Genomic DNA, 19,819 nt, shown 5'->3' with positions numbered 1-19,819 from the left:
CCTGCTCTGATTGCGCGGGCGAGGCCGGCCAGACGTGCTGGCGAGCCTCTCAATCACCTGCCGTGCCATTCAGCATAGCGGCTGGCCATCGGCGGCATTGAACAGAAGGATCGCGAAAATCACGAGATAGATGGCGAGCGCGAAACGCTGCCGCCAGATGATGCGGCGCGATCCAGCAATCCGCCGCTCGAGGCCACGCGCGGCCCCGTCAAACTTGCGAAGCTGCATCCGGGACAGCACGTCGTCGACGGCGGCGAGAGCGGCGGCCTCTGTCTCGTGGCTCGACGCGAGGCGGAACAACAGCGCATCGAAAAGGAGATGGATCGCCAGCGCAAGGACGATCCCGCAGAAAACGAGCATCAAGAGCCAGCCGAGCCCGGGAGCGAAGCCTCGATATCCCCCGAGGATCGGGCCGGCGGTCAGCGGCAACAGCGCCGTCAGCCCGCAGACGATCGAATTGCGGCCGAGACTTCGCGCCGCCGCCGAGGCCGTGGCATTCCACTGCGTCATTGCAAGCCCTCCGTCACGGCATGAATGCTTTCCAAGGGCAGATGAACCCGCCGCCCCGCCCGTTCGATCAGCCGCAGCGCTTCGGCTGGATTTTCACAACGTCGGCTGATGAGCAGCCAACGCACGATGACGCCGGCGCTCCGCTGGAAACCGAGCGCACAGCAGACAAGAACCGGTCCCTGGTGGCGGGCAACCTCGATAAGGTCCGCCGCGGCAAGCGTCTGGATCTTGTCGAGGCCTATGAGATCAAGGGTGGGAAAGCTGCACCATTGCGTTGACGTCCCGCTCGGGCGCTGAAGTTCGCCGGTAAGATCGATCACCGTGGCAAAACGGTCGGCCTCGTGGCGACGCGGAAAACGGCCGAGATGGACGCCATCGGCGATCGCCACGGATGCCGGCATTCTGCGTGTCCAGAGCCAAACGTTGATGAGAGCGCCGAGCCGGTAGGGCGCCAGTAGCCAGCGACTGGTAAGTGCGGCTCGACCATCGGCACGTTTCAGAAATATCTGCGGGCCGGCGCCGAGATATCCGACTGCGACGATCGCCAGCGCAACGGCCGGCCAGAGCAACAGAAGCGCTGCAGGCGATAGAGGAGTAAAGAGTGCTGCGATGCCGAGAAATGCCAGGGCACCGCACAGATAATAAGTGCCGAGACGGCGCGACTTCGGATCGCCGCTCAACGCAAAATCGGCAAGAGGGGAACGGGCATCGCGCGGGAAAAGCCAGGTGGCAAAAAGGCCGAGCAGCACGCCGGTCGGTATGTCCATGACGTGATGCTGCCACGTCGTCAGCACGGAGGCACCGATGAGGAAGCACCAGACATGCCAGGCAAGCCGCGCCCTCCGCGGCAGCCGGCCGCGCAGATGGTCCCAGATCACCACCAGCAGCGCGATATGCAGCGACGGCGCCTGGTTGAACGGCTTATCGAAGCCGCCGAGGACGGCGAACATGAAACCAGGCAGGCCGCTCGTTGCCGGCCGCACGAAGATCGCTTCGAGCGGAAACACGATAAAGCAGGCGACCGCGATCAACTGGATCGTCAGATAACGCCTCGCCAGCATATCCACATCGCGCGGCGTCGTGTTGATGAACAGGCAGAGCCCGTAGAACAGGTTGATCGACCAATATGGAATGATCGTCCATCCGAGAAACGGAATGGCGCTTTCCCATGTGAAGGCGATGTTCGGCACATCAGCGCGTTGCGACGCCAGCCAGTTGGCGCCGCCATAGGTCAGATAGAAGAACGGCGCCAGGAAGGCGAGCCAGAGTGCGGCCCGCTTCAGGACCGGCGCTGTCCGGGAAAGAGGAGAACGTGCCTGCTCCAACGGCTTTGCCCTCAAACTCTCTCCGCCAGCGAGACGGTGAAAATGCCCCACTGGTCGATGCGCTGTTCGATCTTGCGGAAACCGGCGGCGGCGACCAGCTGGTCCATTTCTTCTTGCGTCCGCCGCCGCATCACCCACGCCTGGCCGCCGCGGTGGGAGGTGAGCGCGCGGGCGATCATCTCCAGTTGCGGATGCCATGGCTGGTTGGTGTAGATGAGCAGGCCACCGGGCTGAATCGCGCGGGCGATCCCATCGAGCGAAGCGGCGATCATCGCATTGTCGGAAAACAGCTCGTAAAGGCCGGAGACGATCGCGAGATCCGGAGCCGGCGTGATTGCAGCCAGCCCCTCGCCGTCAAAGGCGTCCTGCTGGCGGAAGCTCACGAAATCACCCAGTCCACGCGCGGCGATGCTGTTGCGGCCGGCCTCGACGTTGATGGGGGAATAATCCTGCAGCCGCACGCTATCGGGACGCACGACAGCCGTCTCGATGGCATCGAGGACATAACGGCCGTGCCCGGCCGCGATGTCGAGCATGTGGGTGCTCCGGCCGGCTGCCTTCAGGCGCTGCAGCCCCAGGTCGATCAGTTCCTGCAAGTGCAGCTTGCGCTGCCTGATGCCGCGCCAGCCGATCGCCTCGAGGAACACCTTGTCGATTAATCGCCCGCCGGGACCGAGCCCGCGCGGCTCGTTCTCGTAAACGTAATCGAGCGTCGAGCCGGAATCGAAACCGGTCTTCACCCCGGTCTTTATGCCTTCGGACACCAGCGCGCCGAGCCTGATGTTGAGACGACTGAGCGCCCAGTAGATGCCGCGCGGGGATGTGGCCTCCAGAGGGCTCGCGAGCCGGTCGGCCTCGTCCTTGGTATAGCCCTGGACATGGGCTGTGCGAAGGTCGGCAGGCGCCCGAGGCTCGGCGAAACGCGCATCGATGAAACGGCGGATCTCGGCGAGCGCAATCGCGCGGTCCTTTTCGCCAAGCGTGTCATGGTAGAAGCCGGCGAGCACATGCCGTTCCTTGATGCGGCTGCCGAGGTTTTCGTAAAACCGGTGCTGCGGCGCATGCCGCACCACCCAGTCGCTGCCGGAAATCAGCAACTGGGTCGGAACGGTGATGGCGCGGGCGTCGTCGACGACGCGGGCTGCCGCCTCATAGAGTTGCAACAGAATGTTGGAGGCAATCGGCCTAGATATCAATGGGTCGGCTTCAAAGGAGGCGATGCGCTCGGGATCATGCGTCAGAAACCTCGCCTTGACATAGGAATTGACGAAGAACGTTCCCTTGAGCTTTTCCCGGAGCGCAATGCCTTCCCTGGCAAACGGCACGTAAAGCTTGACGCTGAAGGCCGGCGAGGCCAGCACCAGCGCACGGATCGGCGGCGCATAGTCGTGCACCCAGGTGCTGGCCAGCACCGCGCCGACGCTCTGCGCAATGACGGCGATGTTTTCGACAGCAGTGCCGCTGGTCTCGCTGACATGACGGACGAAGCAATCGAGATCACGCGCCGAGGCGGCAAAGGATGGCGAATAACCGCGCTCTCCCGGCGAACGCCCGTGGCCGCGTGCGTCCCAGGCGTAGAAGGCAAAATCATCGAGGCCGAGTTCGGTGGCGAGATGGGCGACCCGGCCGCTGTGCTCGTGGCCGCGATGGAGAAGAATGATCGCGCCCTTCGCTACAGCGCCGGTCGCAGGCCATGTCCGATAAAACAGTCGGGCGCCGTCATGCGAGACAAATTCGGATTCACGCACTGGTCTGGCCGTCAAGGCCGGTTGCACGCTATCGGCAGTTTGCAGCATGATCTTCTCCAATTCTGATTGATGGATGAGTTGCAACCATTAGCGGCAACAGTGATTTGCTTTTATTGCAAAAGTCTAGCTGCAAATGTAAGTCCTTGAGAAGACCGACATGGAATGGGACTTTCCTCACAAGTACGACGATCTGCACGTCCGAGCCGATAGACTATGATCATGCCACGAAATTCCACTGAGGTAGCATGTCCGTTTACCAATTGAAGTCCCGATTTCAGGATATTCTCCGCCCTCTGGTGCGCTCCCTGGCGGCACGAGGCGTCACCGCCAATCAGGTGACCTCGGTTGCTGCCGCCATCTCGGTTGCACTTGGCCTTTTTCTGAGCGTCGCCCCGCTTCCGCATTGGTTTCTCTTGGTGCCTGTATGGTTTCTGCTGCGCATGGGCCTCAATGCCATTGACGGCATGCTGGCGCGCGAACATGGGCAGACGAGCATTTTGGGCGCCTATCTCAACGAGATCGGGGACGTCGTGTCGGATGCCGCCCTTTATTTGCCGTTTGCGCTCATCGATCCGAACGATCTGATGCCGGTCATGGCTGTCATATTCCTCTCGGCGCTGACGGAAGTTGCCGGCATCCTCGGTCAAACGGTCGGCGCAAGCCGGCGTTACGACGGGCCGCTGGGCAAGAGCGACCGTGCGGTGCTGTTCGGCGCGCTCGGCATCTTTATCGCGGTTGGAGGTACATTTGCAGCGTGGACCTCGTGGCTTTGGGCAGTTGTGGCTCTGCTTCTCGTATGGACCACCATCAACCGTATCCGCGCCGGTATTCGTGAGGCGCAAACGGCCGCCGGATAGGAAGCGGAGCCGATCGGGCGCTGGTCCTTGCATCGGCAAGGTATTCCGGAAACTATGTCGAACGCTGTTTCTTTCGAGTTGCTTGGCACGTGGTCCTTCCAAACCTCCCTCCGTTAAAACCAGGTTGTATTTTCAGCGCAACCTCTTGAAAGCACAAAAGCGGTGCTTTATGTTTTATGCTATGGCAAACATAGGTAAGACATCTCACCCATCGCTGCTGCGCTACACACTGGCGCCGGATCATCAGGCCCGGCAGGCGCTTGACGACACCATTGCCGCCTATCGCAGGATGATCGACATCCTCACTGAGATCATCGACGACAAGGCGGGCGCCAATCTCGTCGTCCTGCATGAGCTTGCCTATGAAACCGTTCGCGACCAGACGGGCCTGCCGGCACGGCTGGTCACACTCGGCCTTCGCGATTTCGCCGCCAATCGCGGCGTGATCGCCGATCCGCCGCAGCTGCCGCTCGACGACAAGCTCTTCGCCATCAAAGGCCCTGCGGACCTGACGATCGCCACCGTGCACGGACGCGTTGCCGTACCCTTCGACGTCGCAGGTTATTCCAGGGGATGGGAGAGTATTTTTCCGGCCTATCTTGTTGCCGGCCACAATCATTACGAGATTCACATCGGCGTCACGCCGAATTCCGCTCGGATGGAGGAAAACATGGCGAATGAAGGCATTCTTTCACGCATGGGTCGCCTGATCGCGGGCATCGCGAATGCAGCGGTCGACAAGGCGGAAGGCGTCAACAAGATCGCCGTTATCGAACAGGCGATCCGCGAGATCGATGCGGCGGCGGACGAGGCCCGCACCGACCTCGGCAAGGCGCGCGCCGAGGAATACCGTATCCAGAGCCGCAGGGACGAAATCGTCGAGGACATGAATGCGCTCGATGAAAAGATCCGCCTCGCCGTCTCCTCCGGGCGCGACGATCTTGCAAAGGCCGGCGTCGCCCGCCAGATCGATCTGGAATCCCAGATCGCCGCGCTCGACAAGGCGCTGGCCGATGCCAGCGAGCAGGTGGACGACGGCCAGAAAGCCCTGCAGGCTGTGCTTGCAACGCGCCGCGAGGCCGACGCCCGCCTTGCCGATTTCAAGCGTAGCATCGCCCAGCATCCCGAACAGGCCGCGGCCGGGCACGGCAGGCCCACGCCGGGCGCGGGTGCGGCCCGCGCCGCCGCCGCGGTCTCGCGGCTGACCGGCGTTCCATCAGACGAGCATATCCATAGTTCCGAACTGGACGAACTCGACCGGCTGCACCGCGAACAGGCAATCGAGGCGCGCCTCGCGCGCTTTAAGGCGGATAACCGGTAACGCCGATGGCACTTCTCTTCGCCCCCGAATGTGCTCCCTTCGCCATCGCCGCCGCCGTGCTCGCAGGCCTGACCGCAATCGAAATGCTTGCGACCGTCATGGGTTTTTCGATCATGGAATTTCTGGGAAAACCGGATTTCCATGGCCATGACGGGCTTTCGGGCTATCTGTCCTGGCTCAATGTCGGCGGCGTTCCCCTGCTCATCCTCATCATGCTGGCGCTCGGCTTCTTCGCCATGACGGGCTTTGCCATACAGGCCGTCGCCAACGCCTTCTGGGCGCCGCTTCCCGCCGCCGTCGCCGCCATTCCCGCCATCCTGGTCACGGTTCCCATGGTCAGGGCATCGAGCAGGACCGTGGCGCGGATCGTGCCGCACGACGAGACCTATGCCGTCGATCTCGACGCGCTGATCGGCCGGACCGCCGAAGTATCGCTCGGCCCGCTCGACCAGGGACTGCCCGGACGCGTCCGCGTCAAGGACCAGCATGGAAACTGGCACGTGCTGAGAGCCAAGGCCGCCAGAGACCAAGGCCCTCTCAAGGTCGGCACCGAGGTTCTCCTCGTCGATCGCAAGGCAGATGTATTTATCGCCATTCCCGCACTGGCGGATCCCGCTGCAGCGGATAATCAATCTTTCAGGGAGCAGCCATGATGTATGACATTATTCTACCGGCCGGCATCGGCATCGTTCTGATCTTCGGCATCGGTTTTGTCCTCGCCTCTCTCTATACGCGCTCCAGCCGCGACGAGGCCTATGTGCGCACCGGTCTCGGCGGCCAGAAGGTCGTGCTCGACGGCGGTTCAGTCGTTCTGCCGATCTTCCACTCGATCGCCCGGGTGAACCTGAAGACGCTGCGCCTCGAAGTCCGCCGCGGCGAAGGCGATGCGCTGATCACCAAGGACCGCATGCGCGTCGATATCGGCGCCGAATTCTACGTCCGCGTCAAACCCGACGGCTCCTCGATCGCGCTGGCCGCCCAGACGCTTGGCAGCCGCACCAACGACGCCGAGGCGCTCCGCATCCTCATCGAAGCGAAATTCGTCGATGGCCTTCGCTCGGTGGCGGCGACCATGAACCTCGACGCGCTGCAGGAGCAGCGCATGGATTTCGTCAAGGCGGTGCAGGAAGCCGTCGGCGCCGACCTCCAGTCGAACGGTCTCGAGCTGGAATCTGTGTCGCTCACCCGCCTCGATCAAACGGACATCAAGCATTTCAACGCCAACAACTTCTTCGACGCCCAGGGTCTGGCGGCGCTGACCCGCATCACCGAGGGCCGCAAGAAGGAGCGAAACGAAATCGTTCGCGATACCGAAGTCGCCATTGCCCAGAAGGATCTGGAAGCCCGCCAGCAGTCGCTGGCGATCGAACGGACGAAGCGCGAAGCCGAGCTCAACCAGGAACGCGACATCGCCAACAAATCCGCCGCGACCCGCGCCGAAACCGCGCAGCAGGAACAGGCGGCCAAACGCGCCGAGGAGGAGGCCCGCATCGCCTCCGAACAGGCGATCGCCGAGCGCGAGGCAGCCGCCAAGCAGGCCCGCGAAAGCGCAAACATCGATGCCGCCCGCGCCGTCCAGCAGCGCGATACCGAAGCCAAGCGCGACCTTCAGATCGTCGCCCAGGAAAGCGCCATCGCCGTTGCCAACAAGAGCCGCGAGGAATCCGAGGCGAAGGCCACTGCCGAAATGGCCCGCGCCCGCGCCATCGCGGCAGAGGAAAAGGTCGGCACCGCCAAGGCCATCGAAATCGCCGAGCGCGAAAAGCAGATCGCCGTGATCGACGCGCGCAAGACTGCCGAAACCGAAGCCACCGCCGTCACCGTCGGCGCCGAAGCCGAGAAACAGGCCGCGATCGACCAGGCGGAAGCCATCAAGACGCTTGCGACCGCCGAAGCGGATGCGGCGATCATCAAGGCCAAGGGCATTCTCGAAACCGGCCGGGCTCAGGCTGAAAGCGAAGCCCTGCTCAACGAAGCCCGCAACAAGCTCAGCCAGACCATCATCGAGTTCGAGATCACTCGCGAGCGTATCCGCATCATTCCCGAGGCACTCGCCGAGGCGGTCAAGCCGATCGAGAAGATCTCCGACATCAGGATCTTCGACACCGGCGGCATGCTCGGCCGCGGAAACGGCGCGAACGGTGAAAGCGGCATTGGTCTCGGCGATGGGCTGGCCGGCCAGTTGCTCTCCTATCAGGCCAACAAGCCGATCCTCGACAAATTGTTGAAGGAGGCCGGCTTCGACGGCGACAATGCCATTTCATCCCTGCTTGGAAAGCTTGATGGCGCAAAACCGGTAATTTCAGCCGCGGCTCCTGCAAAACAGGCAACCCCGCCTGCCACGCCAGTAAAGCCTGTGGCACCGGCCGCGGCTCCTGCACAGACGATCGCCCCTCAGGCGCCGGAGAAGGATTGATCAGAGCGCAGACAGGTCCGGGCTATCGCACCCAGCCTGTCGCCAGCGCGCTCGCCCAGTCGGCACGGCCCCTTTCGGCGGCCAGTGCCGACATCGCCATATGGTCGTAGGCGACGTTCCTGAACTGCCATGTCCATCCCGCCGCCGTCTTTTCTAGAATGGCATAGCCGGCCAACGGATGGCCGGCTTCGACCTTGTGATAATAGGGCAGCACGTCATCATAGGCAGGGCAGCCGACACTGCCGGGATTGACGATAAGCCGGCCATTGGAGACGCGAACGGCGCGAGGCACATGGCTGTGGCCGCAGAGGATCAGCGGCAGGTCGATGCCTTCGGCGAGCGCCTCGATCGCTTCGATCGGCTTCAGGAAGACAAGCCCTTCCGGCGAGACGGACTCAAGCCAGTAGAGATTGTCGTCCTTCGGCGTCGCGTGGCAGAGATAGGCCTCGCCGCGATAGACGGTATCGAACGGCAGACCCCGCAGCCAATCGAGATGGGATGGCGTCAGTTGCCGGTAGGCGACGGCATCCGAGGCGTGCATTAGGGCCGGGTCCTGCTCGATGAGATAGCGGTCGTGATTGCCGCGCACCGAGGTCAGGCCGAGCGCCATCAGCAGATCAGCTGTCCGGCCGGCATTCAGCGGACTGCTGAAGAAATCACCAAGATTGACGATCTCCTCGATGCCCTGCGCCTGAATATCGGCAAGCACCGCCTCGAGCGCCAGATAGTTGCCGTGAATGTCGGCGATTGCGGCAAAACGCATCTAGCTTCCCCGGTAGGTGGAATAGCCATAGGGCGAAAGCAGCAGCGGCACGTGATAGTGCGCAGTGACATCCGCGATACCGAAGCGGATCGGCACTAGGTCGAGGAAGGCCGGATGCGGCAGCGGCGTGCCGCAGGCCCTGAGATACTCACCGGCGTGGAAGACCAATTCGTAGGTGCCGACGTGAAAGTTTTCGCCGGCAAGCATCGGGCCACCATCGACTCGGCCGTCCGCATTGGTCTCCACCGTTTTCAGATGTCTGCGGATCTCGCCGTCGAGCTGGAAAAGATCGATCCTGAGGCCCTCGGCGGGCTTGCCGAGGGCGGTGTCGAGCACATGTGTCGTCAGTCCGGTCATGGGGCTGGCTCTTTGATGACATAGGGGGTTTCGAAGAAGAATTCCTCAAGATTATTGCCAGGGCCGTCGCGGTCGACGACCAGGAAATCGGAGGTCTGGCCGAGCGCCATCAGGGGGTGATGCCAGACATTGCGGCGATAGTTCACACCCTGGTTTCCGCGCGCGAAAAACACCTGCGGCCTGCCCGGACGTCCGCCCTCGTCCTCGGAGACGACGACGAGGAAGGGGCGGCCGGAAATCGGCGAGAAACTCTGACTGCCGAACGGATGGCGCTCCATCATGTCGACGTCATAGGGGAAGCTGCGCGGCTGGCCGCGAAAGATATTGATGATGACGCGCGCGCCCTCGCCCGCCGCCTCGGCTGCGGCCAATGCATGGAAGCGCTCGGTCGTGCCGCCGTTGATGAGCCGCATCGAGGCTGGATCGGCTTCGATCACTTCGCCGAAGGGGGCGAAGGCCGATCTGGTAAGCGGGCGGATGTCGAGAAAATCAGACAATGGTTCACTCGCCTTCGGCATGCCAGTGACGAATGGCGTCGATCTCGACGAGAAGTTCCGGCAGCGTGCGATAGGTTGCATCCCAGATGTCGGAGGCATCGAGGGCGAAGACGTCTTCCAGGATACGGTTGCCCGTTCCGCAGATTTTTGTCCACGGCAGAGTGGGATGCTCGGTTGCGAATTCCGGATGGGTTACGAGCAGTCGGGACGCAGCCGCGCCGATGGTGAAGTGGCAGAAGGCAACCGCCTTGAAGGTGAGATTGTCCTCGGCGAAGGCCGCCTCATCCATTCCGCCCACGAAGTATAGCGCTTCGGCTGCCGCCTTCTGCATTTCATTGAGATAGTCGATAGCACGATGCTCGCTCATTCGCCCTCCGGCAACATCGATGTCAGGCGCAGCAGCGCGATCCGCTCGACCTGTGTCGTGGCGGTCGCGAATTCCTCATCCAGGTCATTGCCGATCCGCGTTTCGAAGGCAGAAAGGATATCGTCCTTATCGAGCCCTTTGACGGCGATGATGAAGGGAAAGCCGAATTTTTCGACATAGGCTGCATTAAGTTCGGTGAAGCGGGCATGTTCGGCCGGGCTCAGCCGATCGAGACCGGCGCCGGCCTGCTCCTTGCGGCTGTCTTCCGTGAGTTCACCTGCTATCGCCAGACGCCCGGCAAGATCGGGATGGGCGCGCAGAATGCCGAGACGCTCATCCCGGCTTGCCGCACGGAAGACGGCGGTGAGCGCTGCGTGCACAGCTGATGCCGTCAGCGGCTCCGTTAGGCTGCCCGCGTCATAGGCGCGTTCGGCAATGAAAGGGGAATGCTCGAAGACGCCGCCGAAGCGGGAAACGAAATCCTCGCGCGACAGCATTAAAGCGCATCCGGCTGATGATGCTTGTGCCAGTGCTCGGCGATCTCGATGCGGCGCGGGATCCAGACCTTGTCGTGCTTCAGCACATATTCGATGAAGCGCCTCAGAGCGGCCGCCCGGCCCGGACGCCCGACGAGGCGACAATGCAGGCCGACCGACATCATCTTCGGGCTGCCGTCCTTCCCTTCCTCATAAAGCGTATCGAAAGCATCCTTGAGATAGGTGAAGAACTGATCGCCGGCGTTGAAACCCTGCGGCGTGGCAAAACGCATGTCGTTGGTTTCGAGCGTATAGGGGATGATCAGGAAGGGCTTCCCGTCGATGCCCTTCACCCAGTAAGGCAGGTCATCGGCATAGGAATCGGAGGAATAGAGGAAACCGCCCTCTTCCTGCACCAGTCGCAGCGTGTTGTCGGAAGGTTTTCCCTGGTACATCCCGAAGGGCCGCTCGCCGGTAATTTCGGTATGCAGGCGCACGGCTTCGAGAATGTGCTTGCGCTCCAGATCCTCGGGGAAATCCTTGTATTCCAGCCAGCGATAACCGTGGCTGGCGATCTCCCAGCCGGCCTCTTTCATGGCCGCGACGGCTTCGGGATTGCGGGCCATCGCCAGCGTCACGCCGTAGACGGTCGCCTGCACCTTGAGACCGGTGAACATCCGCCAGAGCCGCCAGAAGCCTGCCCGCGAACCATATTCGTAGATCGATTCCATGTTGAGATTGCGCTGCCCCGGCCAGGCGGCCGCGCCGACGATCTCCGACAGCAGGTTTTCGGAAGCCGGATCGCCTTCGAGGATGCAGCTTTCGCCGCCCTCTTCGTAATTGATGACGAACTGCACGGCGACGCGGGCGTCGCCCGGCCACTTCGGATCGGGCGTCTGACGCCCGTAGCCGACGAGATTGCGCGGGTAGGTCTCGGATACCATCAAATCACCTTCTGAAAAGACGGGGAACGGTATCATCCGCAGCCGGAATGTCGAGACGGAAACTGCGCAGCAAAATTTCTCTCTCATTCACAATGGCTTAGCTTGATATCGGCTCAGGCGATCCTGCGCGCGCTGACCTTGCCCATCGGGTGGAGCGAGTGAACGCGGAAGGGGCCGCCGGTGCCTTCCTCGATCATCAAAGCCACATTCGAAACCATCACCGGCTCCCTCAAGACGGGCTCGAAGATCGTTCGCAGCACCGGCTCGATGCGGGGCATGTCGATCGCATTGATGGGGCCCGTCACCGGCATATGGAAGCGGAACTCCTCCATCACATAGGGATTGCCCCAACGATGCAGATTGGCAAATTGCGCCGCCGACAATCCGTCGGGATCACTTCGCTCGATGTCGGCTTCACTCAGCGGCGCCCGGAAACGATCAAACTCCTGGACGATCGCCGAAGCCAGATACTGGATCGGCTCACAGGGAGCGCTCGGCATCAGGCTGTAAAAACTGCCGAGCCGGGCGATCTCCAGACGGGGAATCTGGAAAGGGGCATAGGTCCCGGCAAAACGCATGAGATCGCGCAGGAGTTGCGATTCCGACGTGCCGGCGGACAGGTGAAAAGGCGCCTTCAAAACACCGTGAAAACCATAGCGTCGCGGCACGGCGGTATAAAAGGCGATCTCGTGAATGCCGAGGCCGCGGACGGCCGGAGGCTCCACCATATCGCCCGAAAACACGTTTCGGCCTAGCCAATTGGCGGCCACGAGCGACAGGGGGTCGCTCGCCGGAGGCGTGAAGCAAATGGCATAGCGCATGCAATTTCCTCCATCAAGGAAGTGAGCGCCGGCAAGATCCGGCGCTGCCGATGCGCAAGCAGATAGGTGATTTGCATGACAGAATAACGAAACGCAGCTGTATCTAATTCACGTTTAACGTGAAGCGACAGCAATATGGCTTGATATCGCGAAGCTTTCCGGCAGCGAAAATTCACAATCTGTATCGCCGGCGATACAAATCGCAGCTTCCGCCAGCCGATGCGCCAGTCCGAAGCTGACCTTGAAACCGCCGGTCAGTGCGATCAATCGGGGATGGACGGGATGGCGGCCGATCATCGGATCGCGGTCGATGGCCTTCGGGCGAAGCCCTGCCCAGCGCTCGATGACAGGGGCGTTGCGGAGCGCCGGCGCGATCGCCCGCGCCGCCTCGATCAGCGCGTCGAGTTGCGCGTCGGTCGAGCCGGGATCGTCAAAGCGGTTCTCGCTGGTGCTGCCGATTGCCGCATACCCGCCTTCGTGCGCCACCAAGTAGAGCCCATCGAGGAAGATCGTCGGCAGCGCCGGGTCGACATCGGCCCTCAACAGCGCCGCCTGCCCCTTCACTGGCTGGCCGAGCGGCCTTTTCGCCCCCGGCGTCAGCTCCTGCAGCAACGGAAAGGACTGATGGCCGGCAGCCAGGATGCAGCGGCTGAAGGCAATGGTTTCGCCGCCAATTTCCGCGGTGCCACGATCGGGATCGAGGGCGGCAACGGCCGCATGCTCCATGATACGCACGTGTTTTGCCCGCCGCAGCAAGGCGATGAGCGCTGAGATCAATGAGCGGGGCGCAACACGGGCGGCGAGCGTATCATGCACGAAGCCACTTTCGCCGGCAGATGCGTCGGGCCAACCACCGACTGGCGCCCTGTCGAGCACATGCCAGTGGAAGTGGCGTTCGCCTGCCCGCCAATGGCGTTCGGCGTCCCCGGAATGGCCGCGGGCGATGCGCTTGAGATGCGGCTTCGGCAGCGGGATCAGCCGCCCAGACCTGTTGTAGCCAGCCGAAAGCCCGGTTTCGGCCTCAAGCGTGGCAATTTCGGTTTCAAGCGAGACCAACGCGTCGAACTGGAACTGCTTTTTCTCCGACCACTGGTCCGGCATATGCGGCATCAGCGCGCCGAGCAGGCCGCCGCTCGCGCCTCCGCCCAAGCTGGCGGCGTCGGCGAGGAGGGTGCTCATGCCGCGGCGTTCGGCATGGACGGCAGCCCAGAGACCCATGATGCCACCGCCGACGATCAGCAAATCGCAAGAAGATTGACCGGGCGCTTGCTGAGGACTATCGGCTTTTTCCATGAAAGACGTGAACCCCGATAAGATTGGCGCGGGCGCGCCGCAGCCGCTCGAATGGCGCGACGGCGATATGCCCTATTCCACCGCCTTTGGCGATCATTTTTATTGCCAGACCGATGGCCGGCTGGAATGCGGGCACGTCTTCCTGGCCGGCAACGGCCTGCCGGAGCGTTGGAGTGGGCGGCCCGAATTTGTGATCGGCGAACTCGGCTTCGGCACCGGGCTCAACTTTGCCGAGACCTGGCGGCAATGGAAACTGCACCGAGCAGACGGTCAGCACCTGCATTTCATCTCCTTCGAACTGCATCCGATGCGCGGCGAAGAGATCGGCCGGGCGCTCTCGCACTGGGGGGAAATCGATGCCGAGAGGGAAGCCCTGACGGCGGCATGGCCGCAGACGCCTGTTCGCACTGTCTCGCTCGATCTCGATGCCCAGACGCGGCTCAGCGTCGTCTGCGGCGCGGCGCTCGACGGCGTCGCGGCGGCAAAGCCCGGCTTCGACGCCTGGTATCTCGATGGCTTCGCCCCCTCGCGCAACGGCGACATGTGGTCGGTGGAACTGATGCGTGAGGTTAACGAAAAGACCGTGGCCGACGGCACCTTCGCAACTTACGCCGCGGCCGGCTTCGTGCGCCGCAACCTCATCGCCGCCGGCTTTGCCGTCGAACGCCGCAAGGGCTTCGCCGGCAAGCGCGAAATGCTCTGCGGCATAAAGGCGTTCAGCGAATAAAAGATCAGTAGCTGGTGCGCTCCGGCTGCAGCTCGTCCTTGCCGAGCCATTGCCGGATCTTCTCCTCCAGCAGTTCCGGGCTGATTGGCTTCGACATGTAGTCGTCCATGCCCGCATCGAGGCAGGCCTCGCGGTCGCTTTCGAGCGCATGGGCGGTGACGCCGATGATCGGCACCCGATGGCCCTGCCCCTTTTCCCTCTCGCGGATCGTCCGTGTCGCCTCATGACCGTTCATGACGGGCATCGAAACGTCCATCATGATGATGCGCGGCGTGTGGCTCTCCCAGGCGGTAACCGCCTCCTGCCCGTTGTTGACGACCAGGAAGGAAAGCCCCGTCGACTGCAGGATCTGGGTGAAGACGATCTGGTTGACCTCGTTGTCCTCGGCGACGAGGACGTCGACGAATTCGGCCGTCCGCTTCTGCGGCACCAGGGCAGGCGCGGGCGCCGGCACGGCCGCCTCAACCCGCAGGCGGGCGATCTCGGCTTCCGAAGCCTGCTTCACGCGGCGGGCGCGCACCACTTCGACGACGGTGTTGCGCAGCACGTTGGCGCGTGCCGGCTTCATCAGATGCGCATGGCCGTTCAGCGCCGCGAATTCCTTTTCCGTGCCGGAAATATCCATCGACGTCAGGAAGATGATCGGCAGTTCGACGAAGCGGGGATCGGCGCGCAGCCGGCGCGCGACATCGGCGCCGTTCATGTCGGGCATGTGATAGTCGAGCACGACAGCGTCCACGGTGACACCGAGATCGACCGCTGCCTTGAGGATCGCCAGACCGGTGCCGCCACCCTCGGCAGCCACTCCGTCGAAGCCCCAGAGCGAAAGCTGCTCGGTGAGAATGCGGCGGTTCACCTCATTGTCGTCGACGACGAGGATGCGCGCGCCCTGTACATTGATCGGCAGCGGCTTCGGCTCGAGGCGGGCGGCCGCCACCGCTAAAGGCAGATTGATGGTGAAGACAGAGCCCTTGCCCCATTCGCTCTCGACATTGATATAGCCGCCGAAGAGATCGACGAGGCCGGCAGTGATCGCAAGGCCGAGCCCCGTTCCCTCATGCCGGCGGGTCGACGAGGTGTCGACCTGCGAAAACTTGTCGAAGACCGTTTCGAGCTTTTCTCGGGGAATGCCGATACCGGTATCCTCGATGCGGATGATCGCCATGATCTCCCCACCAGCGATCGTCTCGAAGCCGACATCGACGAAGACATGGCCGCGCTCGGTGAACTTGACGGCGTTGCCGACGAGATTGGTGACGATTTGGCGGAAACGACCGGCGTCTCCGATCACCGCGGCCGGCAGGTCCGGTGCTGCCCGCACCAGGAGTTCGATATTCTTCTCGGCTGCATGCGAGGAGAGGAGTGTCGCCACATCCTCCACCGCTTCGGTGATATCGAAAGCGGCTTTGCGCAGTTTCATCTGTCCGGCATCGATCTTCGAAAAATCGAGGATGTCGTTGATAATAGTCAGCAGCGCATTGCCCGACTTGACGATGATGTCGATGAAGGTTTTCTGGCGCGCGTCGAGATTGGTCTTGGCCAGCAGTTCCGCCATGCCGAGTACACCATTCATCGGCGTGCGGATCTCGTGGCTCATATTGGCAAGGAATTCGGATTTGGCGCGGTCGGCGGCTTCGGCGCGCGACAGGAGCTGGCGCAATTCCTCCTCGCGGCTCTTGAGTTCGGTGACGTCGGTGAACAGCGCCACCCAATGCTGTCCCCGGCTGACCGTTGCATCCATGTTTACCCAGCGCTCGCCGCCGACATGGAAGGCGGTGGAAATCGGCTGCCTGGCCGCGATGTTGGCGCGCCACTCTTGCAGGATCTGTTCCGCCGCATCGTGGAAATCGCCGCGCGCCGCACAGAATTCGAACATGCCGAGCCAGCCTTGGCCAGCCTCGATATAGTGCGGCGGGATCTGCAGGATATCGGCCATCGCCTCATTGGACATCTTGATGATTCCGTCCTGAACGATGGCAATGCCCTGCGACATGGCGTGCGTCGCGTCGCGCATCATTTCGCCGAGCCGCTCAAGGGCTGCACGCGTCTCGTGGATTTCCTTTTCCCGCTCGCGCACCGCCGAAATATCGGCATAGGTCAGCAGGATACGATCGTTGGAGATGCGGCGGCTGTCGAAGATCACGGATTTGCCGCCCGCCCAGCCAAGCTCGATCGGCTCGGGCTCTTCGGCCTCGAACAGATGTTTGCGGAAGGCGTAGATCTCTTCCGGCGTCTGCGTCCCGTCGTAGCGGCCGAGCTCGTCATTGCGGCGGATGACGTCGATGAACGGGCGGCCGTCGAAGCGATCGTCGAGCGGCAGTTCCCAGATGCTGTAGAATTCGTCGTTGACGTAGAGAATCTGGTGGTCGTTATCGAGGATCAGCACGCCGATCGGCAGCGAACGCAGAATGCTCTCGATGTCCCGATGCAGTATCTCTTGCTGCTTGCGCGATTCAATCAGCGCCTTTTCGCGTTCCTTGAGTGGCGAGATGTCGGAAAAGGAGCCGACGACATAGGTTCGCCCATCCGCCGTCATGACACGGTTGACGCGCGAGATGACGGGATAGACATGCCCGCTATTGCTCGGCATCTCGCTCTCGAGCTCCACCGAAATGCCGTCCCTGAGCGCCAGCAGGTTTTCCTGGTAGATCGCCTCAGCACCTTCCGGCCCGAACATTTCGTGTTCGGTCATTCCCAGATACTCGGAGCGGGCGCGCCCGCTGAAGGTCTCATAATATTTGTTGGCATAGACCAGGCGGTGCTTGTCGTCGCGGACGAAAACCGCAACCGGCAGGTCCTCCAGGACGGTACGTAGAACGTCGAGTTCGTTGACGCTCTCTCCCCAAGCCGATTCGCCGGCGGCCACCGGCGTCGCGCCGTTGCGATAGGCTGCATTGACGACCAGCGGGCGCCCGTCCGCCGCAATGATGCCGATCGGATGAGCGAGATTCTCCAGTGCCTCGCGCACCTGGGCGAGGTCGGCGGCAGTTCCGGAATCGTTTACAGCCTGAGAGCTGCCGGCGGCCTTCCTGCCGGCAACGGCCCGGCGCTCGCGGTCTTCAAAGATGCCGAGGACGTAAATCCGCTCCGGCGACGGCGAGAAGCTTTCGATCTGGATGCGCTCGTGGCCAACGCCCGCGGCATCAAAGCAGACGGCGTTTTCCTCGGTGCCGAACACCAGCGCACGGCGCTCCTTATCCTCGCGATCCTCTTCCTCGGGACGGTCGAAGAGCTCGCGGCTCCGCCTGCCGATGAAATCGGAAATCTCGCGGCCGAGGAAATCGGCATAGGCCTCGTTGACGGCGATGTAGCGCAGCTCGCTATTCTTGACATAGGCCGGGGTGTCCAGATCAGCGATCCGGCGGCAAGCCAATTCCAGAATGTCGCCGGCTGATTTCAAATAATTGTCGCTCCCGCAATGAATGAAATATCAACGACAAAGACTATAACGCCAAGGCTTTTAACAAGGTTTTAACCATAAATTTCGAGAGCGGAATTTTACACGCCGGCTTATCAGGCGAAGAGGCCGCATTTTCTGCGCGAACCCGAAGCATCGTCGGCAGCAAATGCGGCCGGCCGCAATCCGTTTCGCTCTCGACTGCCGTTGAAATCATGACCAAAATTTAATCCGGAGAGCCCTTGTGCGGCCATCGCTCCGCCGCGATCCGGGCGGAGTCTGGCCATGGCTTTAGAGAAGCCAGTCTAAATCAAGGAAAATACCATGTCCGTTCTTCATAAGACCATGGCGACGGGCCTGATCGCGCTGACCTGTGCCGGCGCCTCTCTCGCCACCGCCACCACAGCCGATGCCCATCCCCGCGATGCCTTCTGGGGCGGCCTTGCCGCTGGCGTCGTCGGCGGCGCCCTGCTGTCAGAGGCCGCCCGCCCTGCCTACTCCGTCTATCCGGCCTACCCCGCCTATCGCCCTTATCCCGTCTACCGGACCTATTACCGGCCGTCTTGCCACATCGAATGGCGGCACGACGATTGGGGCGACCCCTACCGCGTCAAGGTCTGCCCGGAATAAAAACCGCATCCGGCGCCGCTTGACCTCCCGGCGGCGCCGGTCCAATCCTGCCACAGAGGGAGGATCAGCATGCCGGAACCGCTCAAGAACCTGCTGCATGAAGGGCTGGCTGGCGATATGGCCGATCGCATCGCCTTCAACGCGCCGTCCTTCGACAGGGAGCGCTTCATAAGGCTCGCGACCGACGGCATCGCAGCGCTGGAACTAATGGAGCGCTCGGCGCTAATCCGCGACGCGCTGTTCGCCACTCTTCCCGGCGATTTCCCCGAAGCCGCCGCCATCCTGATAGCGAGCCTGCCTGCATCGGGCAGACCCGGGCTTTCCGGCTGGATGCTGTTGCCGGTCAATCAGTTCATCGCTGCCCGTGGCCCTGATCATTTCGATCTCGGCCTTGATCTCCTGAAGGCGCTGACGCCGCACTTCACCGGCGAATTCGGCATCCGTCCCTTCATCCATCGTGACCAGGAGCGCGCGCTTACCATCATCTCCAGCTGGGTCGGCGATCCCGACCAGCATGTGCGCCGGCTGGCGAGCGAAGGAACGCGGCCGCGCCTGCCCTGGGCCATGCGGCTGCCGCAGCTCGTGAAAGATCCCGCGCCAATCCTGCCGATCCTCACCGCGCTGATGGATGATCCGGAGGATTATGTGCGCCGCTCCGTCGCCAACAGTCTGAACGATATCGCCAAGGATCATCCGGATCTGGTCGCCGCCCTCATCGCCGGCCACATCGAGGGTGCATCGGCCGAGCGCCGCCGTCTGCTGAAACATGCCTCTCGCACACTCCTGAAGAAAGGCCATGCGCGGGCGCTTGCCAATTTCGGTTTCGGTGCCGCTGCCGCGCTGACGTGCGAGCTGCGGCTTCTGAACGGCGAGGTGATGTTCGGCGAAGGGCTGGATTTCGAAATCCGCCTGACCAATTCAGGCGAAACCACCCACTCACTGATGATCGACTACGCCATCCACCACGTGAAAGCCGATGGCTCGCTTTCGCCCAAGGTCTTCAAATGCAAGACGGTTACATTAGCCCCCCGCCAAACCCATGCGATCGGACGCCGCCACGCCATGCGGCCAATCACCACGCGGCGCTACTATCCCGGCGAGCATCGCATTGCCATCCTTGTCAACGGCGCGGAAAGCGCATCGGAAAGTTTCGTCCTCAGAATGCCCTCGCCCGACCGGAGCTAATGCCTTTTTGTGCGCTGCACTTGACTTTTCCAGCGAACTAGCCCAAATGCGGCTCAGCTTTCACCCTTCCGGCCGCCGCGTGAGCGTGCCCCTGCTAGAAAATACGAAACGCAGGAAGAAGGGACAAAAGCGCATTTCGATAGAACGCCGCACTCCCAATCAGCGGCCAGAAGCGCTGGAAAGCT

The 19,819-nt window shown here is 62.3% G+C and carries 19 protein-coding genes; 7 read left to right on the top strand and 12 right to left on the bottom strand.

Annotated elements, in window-relative coordinates; genetic code table 11:
* Positions 1–69: 69 nt before the first annotated feature.
* The 3 genes from HJC04_RS20230 to HJC04_RS20220 are packed head-to-tail and all read right to left on the bottom strand — an operon-like array spanning position 70 to position 3,631.
* Entirely contained in the window at positions 70–510 is a 441-nt protein-coding gene (locus HJC04_RS20230) for a hypothetical protein (RefSeq protein ID WP_210630360.1), read from the bottom strand.
* On the bottom strand, positions 507–1,835 hold the full coding sequence (locus tag HJC04_RS20225; RefSeq protein ID WP_221123044.1) for a phosphatase PAP2/dual specificity phosphatase family protein: 1,329 nt from the start codon (positions 1,833–1,835) through the stop codon (positions 507–509). The genes HJC04_RS20230 and HJC04_RS20225 overlap by 4 nt, the downstream gene beginning before the upstream one ends.
* Before the next feature lie 11 nt (positions 1,836–1,846).
* Positions 1,847–3,631: a bifunctional alpha/beta hydrolase/class I SAM-dependent methyltransferase gene (locus HJC04_RS20220; RefSeq protein ID WP_221146936.1), complete on the bottom strand. Its 1,785-nt coding sequence runs from the start codon at positions 3,629–3,631 to the stop codon at positions 1,847–1,849.
* A 197-nt stretch (positions 3,632–3,828) separates the two neighbouring features.
* Between HJC04_RS20220 and HJC04_RS20215 the strand changes: the two genes are divergently transcribed.
* The 4 genes from HJC04_RS20215 to HJC04_RS20200 all read left to right on the top strand — a co-directional run bounded on the left by HJC04_RS20215 (position 3,829) and on the right by HJC04_RS20200 (position 8,177).
* Complete coding sequence (locus HJC04_RS20215) at positions 3,829–4,440, top strand: CDP-alcohol phosphatidyltransferase family protein (RefSeq protein WP_210630357.1); 612 nt, start codon at positions 3,829–3,831, stop codon at positions 4,438–4,440.
* 181 nt (positions 4,441–4,621) lie between these two features.
* The gene (locus tag HJC04_RS20210; protein ID WP_405047670.1) at positions 4,622–5,761 is read left to right on the top strand and encodes a PspA/IM30 family protein; all 1,140 of its coding nucleotides are present in this window, start codon (positions 4,622–4,624) and stop codon (positions 5,759–5,761) included.
* A gap of 5 nt (positions 5,762–5,766) precedes the next feature.
* Positions 5,767–6,414 carry an OB-fold-containig protein gene (locus tag HJC04_RS20205; RefSeq protein ID WP_221146935.1) on the top strand — a complete coding sequence of 216 codons (648 nt, stop codon included), beginning with the start codon at positions 5,767–5,769 and terminating at the stop codon, positions 6,412–6,414.
* Positions 6,411–8,177, top strand: coding sequence for a flotillin family protein (locus HJC04_RS20200; protein ID WP_221123048.1), 1,767 nt, complete (start codon positions 6,411–6,413; stop codon positions 8,175–8,177). Before HJC04_RS20205 ends, HJC04_RS20200 begins: the two co-directional genes overlap by 4 nt.
* Before the next feature lie 22 nt (positions 8,178–8,199).
* Here HJC04_RS20200 and HJC04_RS20195 read toward each other — a convergent pair whose 3' ends face one another.
* The 8 genes from HJC04_RS20195 to HJC04_RS20160 all read right to left on the bottom strand — a co-directional run bounded on the left by HJC04_RS20195 (position 8,200) and on the right by HJC04_RS20160 (position 13,695).
* Complete coding sequence (locus HJC04_RS20195; RefSeq protein WP_221146934.1) at positions 8,200–8,940, bottom strand: metallophosphoesterase; 741 nt, start codon at positions 8,938–8,940, stop codon at positions 8,200–8,202.
* Positions 8,941–9,297 (bottom strand): hydroxyisourate hydrolase, encoded by a 357-nt coding sequence (gene uraH / locus HJC04_RS20190; RefSeq protein ID WP_210630353.1) that lies wholly within the window; start codon positions 9,295–9,297, stop codon positions 8,941–8,943.
* Positions 9,294–9,815, bottom strand: coding sequence for an ureidoglycolate lyase (locus HJC04_RS20185; protein WP_221146933.1), 522 nt, complete (start codon positions 9,813–9,815; stop codon positions 9,294–9,296). The genes uraH and HJC04_RS20185 overlap by 4 nt, the downstream gene beginning before the upstream one ends.
* Positions 9,799–10,161 (bottom strand): DUF86 domain-containing protein, encoded by a 363-nt coding sequence (locus HJC04_RS20180; protein WP_210630351.1) that lies wholly within the window; start codon positions 10,159–10,161, stop codon positions 9,799–9,801. The genes HJC04_RS20185 and HJC04_RS20180 overlap by 17 nt, the downstream gene beginning before the upstream one ends.
* The gene (gene uraD / locus HJC04_RS20175; RefSeq protein ID WP_221123051.1) at positions 10,158–10,658 is read right to left on the bottom strand and encodes a 2-oxo-4-hydroxy-4-carboxy-5-ureidoimidazoline decarboxylase; all 501 of its coding nucleotides are present in this window, start codon (positions 10,656–10,658) and stop codon (positions 10,158–10,160) included. The genes HJC04_RS20180 and uraD overlap by 4 nt, the downstream gene beginning before the upstream one ends.
* Positions 10,658–11,581, bottom strand: coding sequence for an allantoinase PuuE (gene puuE / locus HJC04_RS20170; protein ID WP_221146932.1), 924 nt, complete (start codon positions 11,579–11,581; stop codon positions 10,658–10,660). The genes uraD and puuE overlap by 1 nt, the downstream gene beginning before the upstream one ends.
* A gap of 113 nt (positions 11,582–11,694) precedes the next feature.
* Entirely contained in the window at positions 11,695–12,402 is a 708-nt protein-coding gene (locus HJC04_RS20165) for a DUF1045 domain-containing protein (protein ID WP_221123053.1), read from the bottom strand.
* A gap of 114 nt (positions 12,403–12,516) precedes the next feature.
* Positions 12,517–13,695: an FAD-binding oxidoreductase gene (locus tag HJC04_RS20160; RefSeq protein ID WP_221146931.1), complete on the bottom strand. Its 1,179-nt coding sequence runs from the start codon at positions 13,693–13,695 to the stop codon at positions 12,517–12,519.
* On the opposite strand from HJC04_RS20160, the gene mnmD reads away from it, so the two are divergent.
* Positions 13,694–14,422, top strand: a complete 729-nt coding sequence (gene mnmD, locus HJC04_RS20155) for a tRNA (5-methylaminomethyl-2-thiouridine)(34)-methyltransferase MnmD (protein ID WP_210630344.1) — start codon at positions 13,694–13,696, stop codon at positions 14,420–14,422. The two genes, HJC04_RS20160 and mnmD, sit on opposite strands and share 2 nt — an antisense overlap.
* Before the next feature lie 4 nt (positions 14,423–14,426).
* Here the strand turns inward: mnmD and HJC04_RS20150 are convergent, their stop codons facing one another.
* A complete protein-coding gene (locus HJC04_RS20150; protein WP_210630342.1) occupies positions 14,427–17,822 on the bottom strand; it encodes a response regulator in 3,396 nt (1,131 codons plus the stop codon).
* 321 nt (positions 17,823–18,143) lie between these two features.
* Between HJC04_RS20150 and HJC04_RS20145 the strand changes: the two genes are divergently transcribed.
* Positions 18,144–18,449, top strand: coding sequence for a hypothetical protein (locus HJC04_RS20145; protein ID WP_221146930.1), 306 nt, complete (start codon positions 18,144–18,146; stop codon positions 18,447–18,449).
* A gap of 69 nt (positions 18,450–18,518) precedes the next feature.
* Complete coding sequence (locus HJC04_RS20140; RefSeq protein WP_221146929.1) at positions 18,519–19,634, top strand: DNA alkylation repair protein; 1,116 nt, start codon at positions 18,519–18,521, stop codon at positions 19,632–19,634.
* Positions 19,635–19,819 lie beyond the last annotated feature (185 nt).

This window comes from Rhizobium sp. NLR8a (assembly GCF_019685235.1).
Lineage (GTDB): Bacteria > Pseudomonadota > Alphaproteobacteria > Rhizobiales > Rhizobiaceae > Rhizobium.
The sequence above is the reverse complement of the archived record's forward strand: the minus strand, read 5'-3'. Positions and strand labels throughout refer to the sequence as shown.

Bases quoted from the DNA above. Each gene is read 5' to 3' on its own strand.
- HJC04_RS20230 (WP_210630360.1), bottom strand. From the start codon at position 510: ATGACGCAGTGGAATGCCACGGCCTCGGCGGCGGCGCGAAGTCTCGGC.
- HJC04_RS20220 (WP_221146936.1), bottom strand. From the start codon at position 3,631: ATGCTGCAAACTGCCGATAGCGTGCAACCGGCCTTGACGGCCAGACCA.
- HJC04_RS20215 (WP_210630357.1), top strand. From the start codon at position 3,829: ATGTCCGTTTACCAATTGAAGTCCCGATTTCAGGATATTCTCCGCCCT.
- HJC04_RS20210 (WP_405047670.1), top strand. From the start codon at position 4,622: ATGGCAAACATAGGTAAGACATCTCACCCATCGCTGCTGCGCTACACA.
- HJC04_RS20205 (WP_221146935.1), top strand. From the start codon at position 5,767: ATGGCACTTCTCTTCGCCCCCGAATGTGCTCCCTTCGCCATCGCCGCC.
- HJC04_RS20200 (WP_221123048.1), top strand. From the start codon at position 6,411: ATGATGTATGACATTATTCTACCGGCCGGCATCGGCATCGTTCTGATC.
- HJC04_RS20195 (WP_221146934.1), bottom strand. From the start codon at position 8,940: ATGCGTTTTGCCGCAATCGCCGACATTCACGGCAACTATCTGGCGCTC.
- uraH (WP_210630353.1), bottom strand. From the start codon at position 9,297: ATGACCGGACTGACGACACATGTGCTCGACACCGCCCTCGGCAAGCCC.
- HJC04_RS20185 (WP_221146933.1), bottom strand. From the start codon at position 9,815: ATGCCGAAGGCGAGTGAACCATTGTCTGATTTTCTCGACATCCGCCCG.
- HJC04_RS20180 (WP_210630351.1), bottom strand. From the start codon at position 10,161: ATGAGCGAGCATCGTGCTATCGACTATCTCAATGAAATGCAGAAGGCG.
- uraD (WP_221123051.1), bottom strand. From the start codon at position 10,658: ATGCTGTCGCGCGAGGATTTCGTTTCCCGCTTCGGCGGCGTCTTCGAG.
- puuE (WP_221146932.1), bottom strand. From the start codon at position 11,581: ATGGTATCCGAGACCTACCCGCGCAATCTCGTCGGCTACGGGCGTCAG.
- HJC04_RS20165 (WP_221123053.1), bottom strand. From the start codon at position 12,402: ATGCGCTATGCCATTTGCTTCACGCCTCCGGCGAGCGACCCCCTGTCG.
- mnmD (WP_210630344.1), top strand. From the start codon at position 13,694: ATGAAAGACGTGAACCCCGATAAGATTGGCGCGGGCGCGCCGCAGCCG.
- HJC04_RS20160 (WP_221146931.1), bottom strand. From the start codon at position 13,695: ATGGAAAAAGCCGATAGTCCTCAGCAAGCGCCCGGTCAATCTTCTTGC.
- HJC04_RS20145 (WP_221146930.1), top strand. From the start codon at position 18,144: ATGTCCGTTCTTCATAAGACCATGGCGACGGGCCTGATCGCGCTGACC.
- HJC04_RS20140 (WP_221146929.1), top strand. From the start codon at position 18,519: ATGCCGGAACCGCTCAAGAACCTGCTGCATGAAGGGCTGGCTGGCGAT.